Annotated in this window: 12 protein-coding genes; all 12 read right to left on the bottom strand. The window is 44.8% G+C overall.

What is annotated here, in order from left to right; all coding sequences use genetic code 11:
- Positions 1–95 precede the first annotated feature (95 nt).
- Positions 96–1,502 carry a sigma-54-dependent transcriptional regulator gene (locus J4N37_RS11780; RefSeq protein WP_252040990.1) on the bottom strand — a complete coding sequence of 469 codons (1,407 nt, stop codon included), beginning with the start codon at positions 1,500–1,502 and terminating at the stop codon, positions 96–98.
- 37 nt (positions 1,503–1,539) lie between these two features.
- Positions 1,540–2,571 carry a sensor histidine kinase gene (locus J4N37_RS11785; RefSeq protein ID WP_010449629.1) on the bottom strand — a complete coding sequence of 344 codons (1,032 nt, stop codon included), beginning with the start codon at positions 2,569–2,571 and terminating at the stop codon, positions 1,540–1,542.
- A 154-nt stretch (positions 2,572–2,725) separates the two neighbouring features.
- On the bottom strand, positions 2,726–4,192 hold the full coding sequence (locus tag J4N37_RS11790) for a sigma-54 dependent transcriptional regulator (RefSeq protein ID WP_010449631.1): 1,467 nt from the start codon (positions 4,190–4,192) through the stop codon (positions 2,726–2,728).
- A gap of 282 nt (positions 4,193–4,474) precedes the next feature.
- A complete protein-coding gene (fliS, locus tag J4N37_RS11795; RefSeq protein ID WP_010449633.1) occupies positions 4,475–4,885 on the bottom strand; it encodes a flagellar export chaperone FliS in 411 nt (136 codons plus the stop codon).
- 12 nt (positions 4,886–4,897) lie between these two features.
- A complete protein-coding gene (locus J4N37_RS11800; RefSeq protein WP_252040992.1) occupies positions 4,898–5,203 on the bottom strand; it encodes a flagellar protein FliT in 306 nt (101 codons plus the stop codon).
- 3 nt (positions 5,204–5,206) lie between these two features.
- The gene (gene fliD / locus J4N37_RS11805; protein WP_252040994.1) at positions 5,207–7,225 is read right to left on the bottom strand and encodes a flagellar filament capping protein FliD; all 2,019 of its coding nucleotides are present in this window, start codon (positions 7,223–7,225) and stop codon (positions 5,207–5,209) included.
- 20 nt (positions 7,226–7,245) lie between these two features.
- Positions 7,246–7,674 (bottom strand): flagellar protein FlaG, encoded by a 429-nt coding sequence (gene flaG / locus J4N37_RS11810; RefSeq protein WP_010449640.1) that lies wholly within the window; start codon positions 7,672–7,674, stop codon positions 7,246–7,248.
- A gap of 81 nt (positions 7,675–7,755) precedes the next feature.
- Positions 7,756–8,886 carry a flagellin gene (locus tag J4N37_RS11815; RefSeq protein ID WP_010449642.1) on the bottom strand — a complete coding sequence of 377 codons (1,131 nt, stop codon included), beginning with the start codon at positions 8,884–8,886 and terminating at the stop codon, positions 7,756–7,758.
- Between the two features lie 298 nt (positions 8,887–9,184).
- Positions 9,185–10,318: a flagellin gene (locus J4N37_RS11820; protein WP_045390006.1), complete on the bottom strand. Its 1,134-nt coding sequence runs from the start codon at positions 10,316–10,318 to the stop codon at positions 9,185–9,187.
- 263 nt (positions 10,319–10,581) lie between these two features.
- Positions 10,582–11,721: a flagellin gene (locus J4N37_RS11825; protein ID WP_038886649.1), complete on the bottom strand. Its 1,140-nt coding sequence runs from the start codon at positions 11,719–11,721 to the stop codon at positions 10,582–10,584.
- A gap of 152 nt (positions 11,722–11,873) precedes the next feature.
- Positions 11,874–13,301 carry a melibiose:sodium transporter MelB gene (gene melB, locus J4N37_RS11830; protein WP_050917515.1) on the bottom strand — a complete coding sequence of 476 codons (1,428 nt, stop codon included), beginning with the start codon at positions 13,299–13,301 and terminating at the stop codon, positions 11,874–11,876.
- A gap of 88 nt (positions 13,302–13,389) precedes the next feature.
- Entirely contained in the window at positions 13,390–14,742 is a 1,353-nt protein-coding gene (locus J4N37_RS11835; protein WP_252040996.1) for an alpha-glucosidase/alpha-galactosidase, read from the bottom strand.
- Positions 14,743–14,982 lie beyond the last annotated feature (240 nt).

Here is a 14,982-nt window from a genome sequence, read left to right on the forward strand (position 1 = left end):
ATAAATCTATTTATTGACGCAGCAAGTAGCGTGCCATAAGACAATAGGCTCAATAGTGTAGCTACTCTTTTGTCTCATGGCTATTTACCCATGCATTAACCCGGAATTTCTATACCCGCGTCACGCATTTTGGCAAGTTTATAACGCAAAGTACGTGGGCTGATGCCCAACTTTTCTGCCATTTCTTTGCGGCGACCATTACATTCGATAAGGGTTTCAAGAATAATCGCGTACTCTTGGTCTCGCAGTTCACCGCCTAAACCTTCGCTACTTGTCGTGCCACGCAGTGGTTCCACTTCCGCGATAGGTTTAACATCTGGTACAACTACATTGCCACTTTGAACTACGCTTTGCAGGCTACTCGCATCCTGCCAGTCAACGCCCTCCAGAAGAATATGCTCAGCTTCGATATCGCCATTGTCACTTAAAATTAGGGCACGCTGAACAACGTTATCTAACTCACGCACATTCCCTGGCCACGGGTAACACAATAGTTTTTCGATTGAAGCGTAAGAGAAACTTGGTACTGGCATTCCCATTTTCCCACAATGCCTTTCAGCAAGATGTTTAGCTAACGGTTCGATATCCCCTTTTCTATCGCATAATGCAGGCCATGAAATTGGGAACACATTGAGGCGGTAATACAAGTCCTCTCGGAAGTTGCCTTCTGATACATACTGTTTAAGGTCGCGGTTACTGGTTGCAAGTACACGCACATCTAGCTTAATGCTCTTGCGGCTACCTAAGCGCTCCACTTCACGCTCTTGTAATACGCGCAGCAGTTTTGCTTGTAGGTTTAAGTCCATCTCACTGATTTCATCCAATAAGATAGTGCCACCTTGTGCTTGCTCGAACTTACCCGGGCACGCTTGTACCGCGCCAGTGAAGGCACCTTTCTCGTAACCAAACAACGTTGCTTCAAGCATATTATCCGGGATTGCAGCGCAGTTGATGGCAACAAACGGACCGTCTTTACGGTTTGACGCATTGTGGATGTAGCGCGACATCACCTCTTTACCCGAACCGCTTGGTCCAAGGATCATCACGTTTGCATCAGTACGAGCAACTTTATCTGCAAGAGCGAGTAATTGAAGGCTCTTTTCATCAGCAACAACGGCATCGCCATTCTCGTCTGATTTGATAGGTGCGTAACGACTCACCATGTTGAGCAGCACTTCAGGCGCAAAAGGTTTCGCCATGTAATCAATGGCGCCATCTTTCATCGCTGATACCGCATCTTCAATATTGGCATACGCTGTCATCAACAAAACAGGTAAGTTAGGCCAATTTTGCTTAATGTTACGCAGTAAAGCGAGCCCACCCATCCCTGCCATTTGGACATCAGAGACAACAATATCAACTGCATTGGATTTCAATTTAACCAATGCGTCTTCTGCACAATCTGCTTCTAACCACTCATAGCCAGCTAGAGCAAGTGTGTCTACTAATGCTTCACGAAGACCTTCATCGTCTTCAACGATAAGCACTTTGCTTTGCGCCATTACGATTCTCCAGTAATTCTTGTTCGCAGTGTCAGCATTATTCAGACTCTGCTTGCACTCGCTCGAGTGGAATGCAAATAGTAAAGCAGGCTCCATCACCCTGCTCTGAAAGAAGTTCAAGTCTGCCATCATGGGCACGACAGACCATTTGCACAACGGCGAGCCCTAGACCAGTACCTTGGGAACGTGTTGTAAAAAACGGTTCCATAATCTTGGTTTGTAGTTCGTCAGGAACGCCAGGACCGTTGTCCTGAACCGAGATTCGCAGCTCTCCATTCACTGGTCGGAAGAAAACATCAATTTGTGATTCTTTACCGCCAATCTGGATCGCGTTCATTACTAAGTTACTAAGAGCTGATGCGATAGCGTTGGCATTACCAAGCAATACCGTATCTTCTTGCTCGACCTCTTGGAAATAATCGATTTGATTATTCTTGAGAGCGGTTTCAACCATGGGCTGAAATTCGGCCACTAACTGTGCAATCGTGAAAGGCTTAATAACCTTATTATCACCACCTTTGGCAAAAAGCAGCATATCATTGACCTGCTTTTCCAAATCGTGCAGTCGATCCATTAATTTGCTTTGAAAACGCTCTTTTGTCGCAGGTGGTAGATTTGGAGCAGCAAGGTTAGAGGCATAAAGCATCGCACTTGAAAGCGGCGTTCTAACCTGATGCGCTAGAGACGCCACCATTCGACCTAAAGACGATAAACGCTGTAAATCACTCACACGTGATTGAAGTAAGCGCGTTTCTGTTAGGTCAGTGATCAATATCAATTGCCCCGTTGTCGAGGCCGAAATCGCAAGTCTCACCTTACGACCGTTTCTTAGAGAGATCTCATGCCCATCGTCTTCACGAGGGTCAAAAGCCGCCTGAATGATGTTAAACCACTTTTCGTTGACGAGTGGTACTTCAAGAATACGATGCGCTTCTGGGTTCGCCTCTCTGACGACACCTTGTGTATCGAGCAAGATGACACCGGCAGGCATTACGTCCAGAACTTGCTTGTACTGCTCAACTTGGTTTTCTACCGAGTCTAAGTGGGACTGGTTTGCTTTATTGTCCATTTGCTGCCTGTCGAGATATCGCCATTTAAATACTAAAATAGCTTGGTACGCAATTAACGTGCCAAGCCATTCTTTATATTTATCATGAAGTTAACCCTTCGACAAGAAGTTGACACTCATAAAAGTGTGGTTTTATTGTCGATTTTAACTAGGGCTAGCGCTGTAAATTGTATTTACGCATCTTCTCAACCAGTGTTGTACGGCGCATGCCCAACATATCAGCAGCACGGGCAACTACCCCACCTTGCGCTTCTAATGCTTGGCTAATCATATTGACTTCCAAATCAGCTAGAAGCTCTTTCAGGTTCACACCTTCTGGTGGTAGAGCTTGCGGAGCATTAAGGTTGTGGTCCAAATCACTCTGTTCATCAAAATTGAAGTCTTCAGAGAAGATGTCTTGGAACACATCTCTCTCTTGCTCTTCTACAGAAGTAAATGGATTTCCTTCCGGCTGGAACTCTGGAATATCACTGTAGCGATATTTGGTTGGCAAGTGATTAACGTCCACCAAACTATTCGGGTAAAGGATAATCATTCGCTCAACCAGGTTTGCCAATTCTCTCACGTTGCCAGGCCAATGATGCTCCATCAGTGAATTAATTGCTCGTGGTGTAAAACATATTGGCAATCCACCTTCAGCTTCTAAACGCGCCATCAGCTCTTGTAGAAGCAAAGGGATGTCTTGCTTACGAGATTTTAAAGCGGGCATTTCAATTGGGAAAACGTTTAGGCGGTAGTATAGGTCTTCGCGGAACGACCCCTCTTCAATCATGCGCTCTAAATTGCGGTGGGTTGCTGCAACAACACGAACATTAACTTTAATCGTCGTGTTACCGCCAACGCGTTCAAAGCATCTCTCTTGGAGAACACGTAGCAATTTGACTTGCATCGGCATTGGCATATCGCCGATCTCATCAAGGAAAATCGTGCCACCTTCTGCGAGCTCAAAGCGGCCTTTTCGAGATGTTAAAGCCCCCGTGAATGCCCCTTTCTCATGACCAAAGAGTTCACTTTCTAATAGCTCAGGTGGGATAGCGCCGCAGTTAATCGGTACGAATGGGCCATTTCGATGTGCTGAATGGTAGTGAATATTGCGAGCAACAACTTCTTTACCTGTACCAGATTCACCAAGGATCAATACGTTTGCTTCCGTACCCGATACTTGCTCAATCAGATGACGAACTTCTTGGATACCACGACTTTGGCCTACAAGGCTTCTAAAAAGCGTATTCTTTCGCGCAGACGCAACGACGTTGACACCTTTTCGTCCCAAAAAGTCTTTGCAATGTCGCAGTGCTTCGCTCAGTTGAGGAAAGTTAAGAGGCAGCTCTAACTCTCCAACATAGTTCGGAAGCTCATCAACAGAAAGAGGTAACGGTCCCATGACAAGCAAAGGAATATGGTGTGCTTGGCTCAAATAAGCAATAACTTGCGTCATCGTTTGAGCATTGGATATATTGCCGACAATACAACCAGACCAAACACCAGACCAATCCACTTCGTCCAGTTGTTTAGAGCTGACAGCATCGCAACTCTCTCCAACAAATTCCAATATATTGCTTATATTCAAGCGACTCGGGGCGTCGTCATCGATTACAAGCAGCTTTGCCAAACCTTGCATAAGTAAGAATAATTGCCTTTGTTTTTGGTGTGTTGCGGCCAAACCTTGATAAGCGAATTTGAGTAAACGAATAAGAGACCGTCTCAAATAACGATAGACAAAATAAGAAAATCAGCAACAAAAAAAGCCATTAGGGCCACTAATGACTTCTATTTTATTTGAATAAAAAAATAAGGCAACCAAGCAATAAAGAGGTGTGAGCTCGATTGAAACTTTAATGCACCAACTATTGTGCAATCAGTAGCAATACATTATGTCTGTCATAAAGTATTGTTTTCGATATTAAATACCAACTTCAGCCGCAGTTAGGTTGTGGAACTCTTGTGGAATCTGGTCCCATGCTGATTTGATCTCTCGAATAATATCGATCACATCATCAATAGGCTGAGGATCATTTTGATGGTTCGCCGCTGAAATCTGAGTAATCATGAACTCATACAAAGAATCTAAGTTTGAAGCAATGTCACCACCGTCATCCATAGATAAGCAACTACGCAGTGCAATAATAATGTCTAGCGCTTTACCAAGACGCTCACCTTTTGCAGGAATGTTGCCTGCTTGCATCGCTGCTTTGCCTTGAATCAAACGTTCAATTGCACCAGCCATCAACATTTGAATTACTTTGTGCGGAGACGCAGCACTTAGTTGGCTGTCAACTGAAACCTTTTTATATGCCTGTAATGAACCGCGCATAGTATTCCTCTTTTATATAAATTTTTTGTACTGCTGAAGCGAACGTTGCCCGTAGCGAAGCTTATGAAGCTGCTTCCCTAGTTGGCTCGTTTCACACTGCATCAGCTCAACAATTTCTTTAGTTCGAGTGACCACTGCTTGCCACTCCGCATCCTGCTTCAAATCAGTATTGACTTCGACAATAGGTAGCAGGTTTTGCAACATCTGTTCCCTAATATCGACCAAACGCAAAATTTCTTCAGTATTTAGTTCAACTTTTTCTAATTCTTGAGAAATTAGTTGATCGAGGTCACGCAGGCTTGCTAGTTCAGATTCCATTTATTAACCCAACGCGCTCATTAATGCACCGAGTTGCCCCTGCATTTTACCTGTGGCGTCTTGCATGGCTGTAAATTTGTCATGAGTACGCTTTTCAAGCCCCTCTATGCGGCGATCTAATGCCGCCTGATCGTCATTTAAACGATAGTTTTGTTCTGTAAGGCTTTTTTCCCTGGTTCTGATAGAACCTGTGATACCGGTAATACCATGAATGGCATCTTCTATCCGCTTAGCAAAGCCTGTATTGCCGCCAAAAAACTTTTCCAGTTCGTTAAAGTTATTGTTGAGCTGCTTATCAAGCATCTCATAATTTATCTCTAGAGTACCTTGTCGAGTGGTGGTGACCCCAAACTCAGTCAGTGACTTAAGGTTTTCTGGGGCTTTTTCAATACGACTCGAAAACACTGACTTCAATCTAGAGTCAGCACTCCTAACGGTACTATCACCAGCTAAGGGGCCTTTTTGTCCAGTCATCGGATCAACACCAGACAAAGCTTTGGAAGTTTGATAGAAGTTGTTGTATGCCGATACAAACGTCTCTATATCCTGGCGAACACTCTGCCTGTCATATTCAACGCCAATTTCTGCGGCAGGCTTGTCCTTAGGTGTCGTACCTTTCAAGCTCAAGCTTACACCTTCAACTGCGTCTTCTATGACGTTATTGTGGCTAGAAAGTTGAGCAACGCCATCAAGTACGACTAGAGAGTCTTGACCCGCTTGAACCTGAGCCATGCCCATGTAAGTCTCAAACGATTTTTGTGCTTTTTCTAATTTAGCTTCAGCGGCGTCAATCTTTTCCAGCTTTTCACGCTCTTTGGGATCAAGCTTTGCCCTGTGCATCTGAGTAGCTTGATCTTGAGTGAGCTCACCACGAGCTACTTTTTCGTCCAGCGCCTGCTTCTCGTCAGCGATTTTTTGTTCAATCTCAGCTTTTTCTTGCTCTAGCTGTTGCTGCGCTTCTTTCGCAGTAACATAAGAGTCCGTCAATGTACCTGATGCGGTGTTTGTCCAGCCAGGGATATCAGGAGCTTTTCCTATCGCTTTTTCATCGAGTTCAAGCTCAGGCGTACGATAAGAGTCCAGCAAAGTACCAGATGCCGCTTCTGACCATCCACCGATGCTATCTTCAGGCATCATGCCTGCTTTCTTCTGCGCTTGATCTATCGCTGCTTGACCAGCTTTTGCCGCTTCTGCACCAAATGATGAAATAGGTTCATTCTTATCAGTGTCATGGGCGTTTTCCTGCGGAGATGAGGCTTCTTCAGGAGGAATAGGATTACCTTGCTCATCAAGCTCTTGAGGAGCATTTGGATCAGCGAGTTTGTCATTTTCTGGAGAGGTTAGCGGACCAATGATCTCTTCCGCTGCATTGCGAGCGTCTTCGAGCGCTTTTACTCGCTCTTCTAACGTTTTGTATTCAAATTTCTTAAGTGGGTTTCCCACTTCAGAATCAACATTGATATGAAGTTGATGGTCCTTGCCTGATTGGTTCGAGGCAAGGATCAGACGTGGCCCTTCTACATCGTTAATGATGGAGGCACGGACACCAGGGTTACCCTTGGCCCCATTTATTCCACGAACAACATCGGCTAGTTTAGTACCAGCACTGACATTAACTTCGAAGTCTTTGTCACCTAATGAAATCTGCAGCTTACCAGGACCAAACTTTGCGTCTTCAGGAACAACATCCGACGCCAATTTATGGCTCTGTGCAAGCTGCAACACATCGATAGCATACTTACCAGCTATAGCATCAGTGGTTGCAGTTGCTGACACGACAGCATCGTCCGTTGTATCAACTTTACGAACGGCAAATGCTTTCTCTTGACGAAAATTCGCCATGAGATTTTTCATCGTATCCAATGATTCTCTGAGTCGCCCATAGGCACTAATGCTGGTGTCTATCTTCATTCGCTCATTGTCGATGCGCTGCTGTTTTGGCACACGCTCCGCATCCACAATTTTGCTGACCATGGAATTAATATCCATGCCACCAGACATACCCAAAGGGCCTAAACTCATCAAATCACCTCAAAAACGACTTACACCTTTTCTACTAACAAACCTGTGTTAGCAGAATGCGCGGCTAGACGACGTAATATCTCTAGCATTTCTTCATCAGGTATCTGGCGAATTACATCACCAGTGGTGGCTTCATAAATCGTCACTACATCTCTACCTGATTCTTCATCCACACGAAATGCGACGCCTTTATTGATGGATGTAACAAACTCATTCATTTGATCCACAATCTTTTGTCGCTCTTCTCTGTTCAGCTCTTTTTGCTGTTCAGCAATCTCTAATGCCGCTTGAACAGAGAAGTCATGCTCAGGTTCTTGCACTGAACTTACAGCGCTAGCTCCTATTGGACTTGAAATTCTAGCTTCGTCTCCGCCATTTTCTTTTGCAACTTTTATGCCACTAGGTGAGCCGTAAGGCTGGATGTTCGATGCGTAAGAGGATATTTCCATCACACTCTCCCTTCCACCTTAATAGCTAGCGATAGAGTTCTATCGCTATGGTGACCTAAAACTTAGGCTTAGTCGACCCAATTAGCCCAGTAGACTTAGCGCTGCAGAAGGAGACTGCTTCGCTTGAGCTAAAATAGAAGTACTCGCTTGCTGAAGAATTTGTGACTTCGTCATCGAAGTTGTTTCTTTAGCGTAGTCTGTATCTTTAATGCGGCTCTTAGATGCATTAACGTTTTCATTAATGTTATCTAAGTTGCTGATCGCGTGGTCGAATCGGTTTTGGAATGCACCTAGAGACGCACGTTGGCTGTCTACAGATTTAAGTGCGCCATCAATCACAGCAACCGCTTCCTGAGCGCCTGCGACTGAAGTCACGTCAATATCTTTCACAGATACGTCTTTCGCGTCGCCAAAGCCGATCTCACCAGCTAGGCCGCCAGAGAACTCAACATCACCAGTTACTTTCTGAGTCGCAGCAAATACTTGCAGTTTACCGTCTTCGCCAACAGAAGCTTTTACATCTTCATTTTGACCATTGATGTAAGTCGCAAGTTGCTCGATATCATCGCCTTTCTTCGCTTGAATAGTAACTTCTTTCTCTTCACCAAGCTTAGTTGTGTACTTCATGCTTAGCTCAGTGTTATCGCCTACTTTCCAAGACGCATCTTTGCCTTCTTCAGCTGCGTAGCTCTTACCACCCATTTCTGTTGTATCTGAGCGTAGACTTCCCATAGAAAGCTTAACGGCTTCACCAGAGTCTGCACCGATTTGGAAAGATTGAGTACCGTAAGTACCGTTTAGAAGTTTGTTACCACCGAACGAAGTTGTCTCAGCAATACGGTTTAGTTCATCGTTTAACGCTGTTACTTCTTCTTGGATCGCTACACGTTCAGCTTTAGAGTTTGAACCATTCGCAGATTGCAGTGACAGGTCACGCATACGTTGTAGGATGTTGGTAGACTCATTCATTGCACCTTCAGCTACTTGTGCAATAGAAATACCGTCGTTTGCATTTTTGACCGCCATATCTAGGCCGCGGCTCTGTGCATTTAAACGGTTTGAAATCTGCAGACCTGCAGCATCATCTTTCGCGCTATTGATTTTGTAGCCCGAAGACAAACGCTCCATTGATTTTTGTTGACCTTCAGCTGCGTGGTTTAGGTAACGCTGTGCGGTCATTGCAGAGACGTTAGTATTAACGTTAATCGCCATAATTGATCTCCTTAAGGCTTTTGCTAATGCACCCTCGTGTCTCTCACCTCACTTAGGTACATCTCATTTCTCTCAGTCCCTTTAACGGCGACCTTTGGATATCCTTTAGGAGAAAATTATTTTTTTTTGCGATTTTTTTGTTCGACATTCTTAACTGTGATTTACATCCCACCTTCACACTATTTTTGGTTACTGCTTAGTCACTTGGGCATCAAAACGAAAAAAACCCAGCCGAAGCTGGGTTTACTCGCTCATCTCTCACCACGAGCCAATGAGGGTCTTGTCTTAAGTTAATGAATTAACCTAGTAGACTTAGCGCTGAGTTAGGCGCTTGTTTCGCTTGCGCAAGGATTGAGCTTGACGCTTGCGATAGAATTTGTGACTTGGTCATTTGAGTCGTTTCTTTCGCGAAGTCTGTATCTTTGATACGGCTCTTCGATGCGTTCACGTTCTCGTTAATGTTATCCAAGTTGCTGATTGCATGGTTGAAACGGTTTTGGAAAGCACCCAACTCTGCACGGTGGCTGTCTACGTATTTCAGTGCCGCATCAACAATAGCTACAGACTCTTGTGCACCTGCAACCGATGTTACGTCGATCGTATCTACTGTTACCGCTTTAGCTTCACCTAAACTTAGCTCACCAGCTAGACCACCAGAGAATGACACTTCGCCGTCAACTTTGTTGTTACCCGCAAATACTTGTAGCTTACCGTCTTCACCTACAGATGCTTTCACTAGGTCAGTTTGACCGTTGATGTAAGTTGCTACTTCTTCAATATCATCGCCAGCTTTTGCGTTGATAGTGAACTCTTGCTCTTCACCAAAGCTGTCTTTTAGCGAGATAGTCAGGTCTGCTTTGTCTCCAGCAACCGACCAGTCTTTACCTTTACCGTTCTCAGCGACGTAGCTGCTGCCACCCATCATTTTGTTGTCTGAGCGCATGTCTTTTAGCTCAAGCATTACTGCTTCGCCATTATCTGCACCAATTTGGAAAGATTTCGAACCATGTGTGCCGTTTAGCAGCTTGTTACCACCGAACGATGTCGTTTCAGCGATACGGTTAAGCTCATCGTTTAGTGCCGTTACTTCTTCCTGAATCGCAACACGCTCTGCTTTTGAGTTAGAGCCGTTAGCAGATTGTAGAGATAGGTCACGCATACGTTGTAGGATGTTGGTTGTCTCATTCATTGCACCTTCAGCAGTCTGTGCAATTGAAATACCATCATTCGCGTTACGTACCGCAACGTCTAAACCACGGCTTTGAACGTTCAAGCGGTTCGAGATTTGTAGACCCGCAGCGTCATCTTTTGCGCTGTTGATTTTAAAGCCTGAAGACAAACGCTCCATTGAAGTTTGTTGAGCTGAGTTTGCGTTGTTTAGGTAACGCTGAGCGGTCATCGCCGATACGTTTGTATTTACATTCACTGCCATGGTGATTTCTCCAATTGATTTTCCGATGTAGCGGTTTCCGACGTCTCGGAAAACCAAGTAGTTCTCTCAAAGTTACTTTTATTAACGGCGCTGCTTCTGATTTCTTGAGGAAAAAAATACGTTTTTTTGAAAAAAAGTTCGTTTGGGAGGGAAATAGTGATGAAGTAAATAAAAAAGCAAAAAAACTTTAAAATTCCACTAAAGCTTCTTTTATTACTGTCGATACAAGCTAGTTTTGCGTTAAATTCGCGCATTACGAACCATTAACCAAGCAGCGTCAAAGCAAGGTTTGGTGCTTGCTTTGCTTGTGCCAAAATCGAAGTGCTGACTTGTTGTAAGATCTGCTGCTTCACCATTTGCGTGGTTTCTTTGGCGTAGTCAGTATCTTGGATACGGCTGTTCGAAGCCGCTAGGTTTTCATGGATGTTATCCAGGTTATTGATCGCATGATTAAAGCGGTTTTGATACGCGCCTAGCTCAGCACGACTGCTGTCCACTGTTTTCATGGCGTCATCTAGAATACCAACCGCCATTTGAGCACCACCCACCGTACTGATATCAATTTTATCTACCGTTCGTTTTACGGTGACATACTTGTCAAGTTCTAACTCATCGCCCAAACCACCACTGAAGGTTGGTCCAGGGTATCCTATGGCATCTTTATAGGACATTAGTAACTGCAGTTGCCCCTCTTCATTAACAGACGCTTTTACTTTATCGGTTTGCCCATTAATGTAAGTAGCGAGTTCTTCTATATCATCACCTGCTTTAGCTTCAATACGGATCTCCTGCTCTTCAAAATTGTTATCACGATAGTGGATAACAATATCGTTGTTTCCGCTTTGAACCGTCCAATCGGAGCCGACCCTTTGAGATGATCTCATAGAAAAGCTAGTAAAAGATTCCGGCTGCATAGTCCGTAGGCCAATTTGTACCGCTTCACCAGCAGTTGCACCGATTTGAAAAGACGATGTGCCAAATGTGCCATTCAATAGTTTACGCCCACCAAATGAGGTGGTTTCCGCAATACGACTTAACTCATCATTTAAAGCAGAGACCTCTTCTTGCAGCGCAGTACGTTCCGCTTTGCTGTTTGAACCGTTAGCAGACTGTAGCGACAAATCACGCATGCGCTGCATGATATTGGTCACTTCATTCATTGCCCCTTCTGCGGTTTGCATAATAGAAATGCCATCGTTCGCATTGCGTACCGCAACATCCAAACCACGCATTTGCGATTGGAGACGGTTGGAGATTTGTAGACCTGCAGCGTCATCCTTTGCGCTGTTAATACGCTTCCCTGAAGACAAACGCTCCATGGATTGGTTCAGCATGTCGGTTGCACTGGTCAAATGACGCTGTGCGACAAGTGCTGCCACATTGGTATTAACGGTGATCGCCACGAATAAAGGTCCTGAAATTAAGGCTTTGGATACTTATCGACCAAATTGCAGAAAGGTTTAGTGTTTTTTGGAAAAGAGATGGAGAAGTAAAACGGCGGTTCGTAGTGTGGACAGGTCAGCGTAAACAATAAGCTTACGCTGACTGTGTAGGATTAGAGTGCTTCTGCCGGCTTAGCAGGTTTGCGCGTAAGATCTTTTGGCGTCTCTTGCGCAGTAATATGGTCGTACTTCTCCGTCAGATGATCTTGAATCTCCTGATGATAAGCACCGTTGAGTTTGTAGAAGCGGAAATACACAACCAAAGCGATAGCGAAGAAGAACGCAGGCAAGCCGACCATGATGCATTGCATACCAAATACTGTGTCTGGGCTCTGCTCCATGTTTGGAACATAGTCCACAGCAGTTAACGCGATACCGATGAAGAAGGCCGCAAAAGCTGAACCTGCTTTCACCACCAGCGTTTGAACTGAGTACGCGATACTCTCACAGCGTGAACCTAGCTTATATTCACCGTAGTCCACCGTATCCGCCACCATAATGACGTTCAGCACCCAGAACAATGCCGTACCGATTTGCAATAACACACCCGCAGTAGAGATCAGCAAGATGCTTTGTTTATCGTACATGCCAACATAGATAAGTACCGCACTGCCTAAGATTGGGAAGCTAGACGCGCATGCCCATAGCACTCGGCGAGAGAACATTTGAGCCAGTTTAGGGAAAAGAACCAGAGTAATTAGATTAGCAATACCAGCATACGCCATGTAGTAAGGGAAAAGCTCCTCATTACCGACCACATAGGTGAAGTAATACACCGCAAAGGCTGTGATGATGTTCGTGGCCAAGTTGTATGACAGTGCCATACAAAGCACGCTCGTTAACTGGTCATTTTTGTAGATAAGAGAGAGGAGTTTCTTCAGTGAGACTTTTTCTTCAGGTTTTGAAGTATCCAGTTTGTCCGTCGAGTAGCGCTCTTTAACGTTACGTAGTGTGATGTAAGTTGAGACAAGGAAACAACCAATAAGTAGCAGTGCGAACACTTGGAACCCAAAGCCTTTGTCGTCGCCGCCAACATAGTTCACGAATGGCATTGCGATAGCTGCCGTCACAATCCATGCAAGACTGGCGAAGAATCGAGGGTACGGAACCAGCTCTTCACGCTCGCGCTTGTCTAGTGTCAGTGTTGGAACCAGTGACCAGAAAGGGATATCCATTAAGGTATAGGTCATGCCCCACAAAATGTAAGTCACTGCAGCATAAGCAAGCAGCCATGGTCCCTCGATGTGATGCGCACTAAACAACATCAACAACACGACCGAGTTGGTAATGGTACCGATCAAAATCCAAGGCTTAAATTTGCCCCAGCGAGAGCGTGTGTTATTCACGATCCAGCCCATAATCGGGTCGTTGACCGCATCCCAAATACGCGCCACCAAAAAGATGGTTCCCACTGCGGCAGCCGAGATACCAACAACATCGGTGTAGTAGAACATCAGATACATGTAAACGATGGTGATAGCGAAGTCTTTACCAAATGCGCCAAAGCCGTAGCTTAGCTTGGTATTCATAGAGATACTCATTTGTTGCTCCTTACGCCTCCTCATCGAGAAGGCGCAGTATATTCACGTTATTGTCGTTTTTATTGATATTGATTTTGTGATTCTGGATTTACTGATGCACCCACGCTGGCAACCAGCCTTCATGTGTCTCAATCAAGTCATCGACTAGTGCATAAATCTCTTCTAACCCGAGTACTGCAGCGGTGTGAGGGTCAAGCATGGCTGCGTGATAAATGCGATCGCGGTTTTCCGTCAAGATGGCTTCTGTCAGCAGGGTTTGAACGTTAATGTTGGTCTGCATTAATGCCGCTAAGTGATTTGGTAAGCGTCCTGCTTTGATAGGTTGAATGCCATTTGCGTCCACCAAACAAGCCACTTCCACACAACAACCTTGTGGCAAGTTGTCAATTAGCGCTTCGTTCTTCACGTTGCCGTAGATAACACTCGGCGTGCCTGTCCAAATCGAGTTCATGATGGTACTCGCGTATTCATGTGACTCTTTGACGGTGATTTGATCCGCGTTTTTGAAGTCTTCGAGGTCTTTTTTCCAGTCAGCAATTTGTTCTACACAGCGTTTAGGATATTCATCCAATGGCACTTTATAACGTTCAATCAAATCTGGGCGATTTGGTTTGATGAAATATGGTGTGTATTCAGAAAAATGTTCTGAAGATTCAGTCACAAAGTAACCCAGCTTCTTAAACATCTCGTAGCGGACTAAGTTAGTACAACGGCCATTGTGGTGCAGACCCGGCTTCGGCGCTTTGCCAGCTTCAAATGCCTCCAGCAGATCAGGGTAGATATCAACATACTCTCCTTGCTCATTTTTCTTTTCGAGCGTCAAGTAGTAAGCCATGTGGTTAATGCCCGCACAGGTGTAACGAAGGTCTGAATATTCGATATCAAGGTCGCGAGCAAGCTCTTCCGCCGTGCCTTGCACTGAATGGCACAAACCCACTTGTTTGATATGCGGGTATTTCTCGTACATTGCCCAAGTGTTCATCGCCATTGGGTTAACGTAGTTGAGCATAGTGGCATTTGGACACACTTCCGTCATGTCTTCACACACGCTCCAAAGGTGAGGAATCGTGCGCAATGAACGCATAATGCCGCCAGGGCCTAACGTGTCAGCGATGGTTTGTTCCAAACCGTGACGCTTACAAACCTCAAAGTCCGTCACAGTACATGGCTCATACCCACCGATTTGGAAAGCTATGACGACAAAGTCTGCACCTTGCAATGCTTCTTTTTGGTTTAAGTGACAAGTGATCGTCCCCGTCGCACCGGATGATTCCATCAACTTGCTTACTACTAGGTGTGATTCCTCCAAGCGGATTTCATCAATATCCATCAAGGCAATTTGCGCCCCTTTAAAGGCCGGTTTGTGGAATACATCACCAAGAATGTTCTTCACAAAAATCGTAGAACCCGCACCGATGAATGTGATTTTAGGGCTTTTCATAGTTGAATCCTTTTTGCTTTCATACTTTTGTTTCGATGCATTTAAGTTACACCTGTCGCAAGGCCGAATTCGTCTCAGATAAACCAATCACTCTCCCGTTTCCTAATATTTAAAGTCAACCAATAAAAAATCTTAGGAAATGGGATATTTTTGTGTAAATCACGGATAAAGAAGGTGGGAAGATACGCTAAGGCTAGTTATTACGGCGATTTAAGTCACATAACCAAAATCTTATAAAAC

Source organism: Vibrio sp. SCSIO 43153 (assembly GCF_023716625.1).
Taxonomy (GTDB): domain Bacteria; phylum Pseudomonadota; class Gammaproteobacteria; order Enterobacterales; family Vibrionaceae; genus Vibrio; species Vibrio rotiferianus.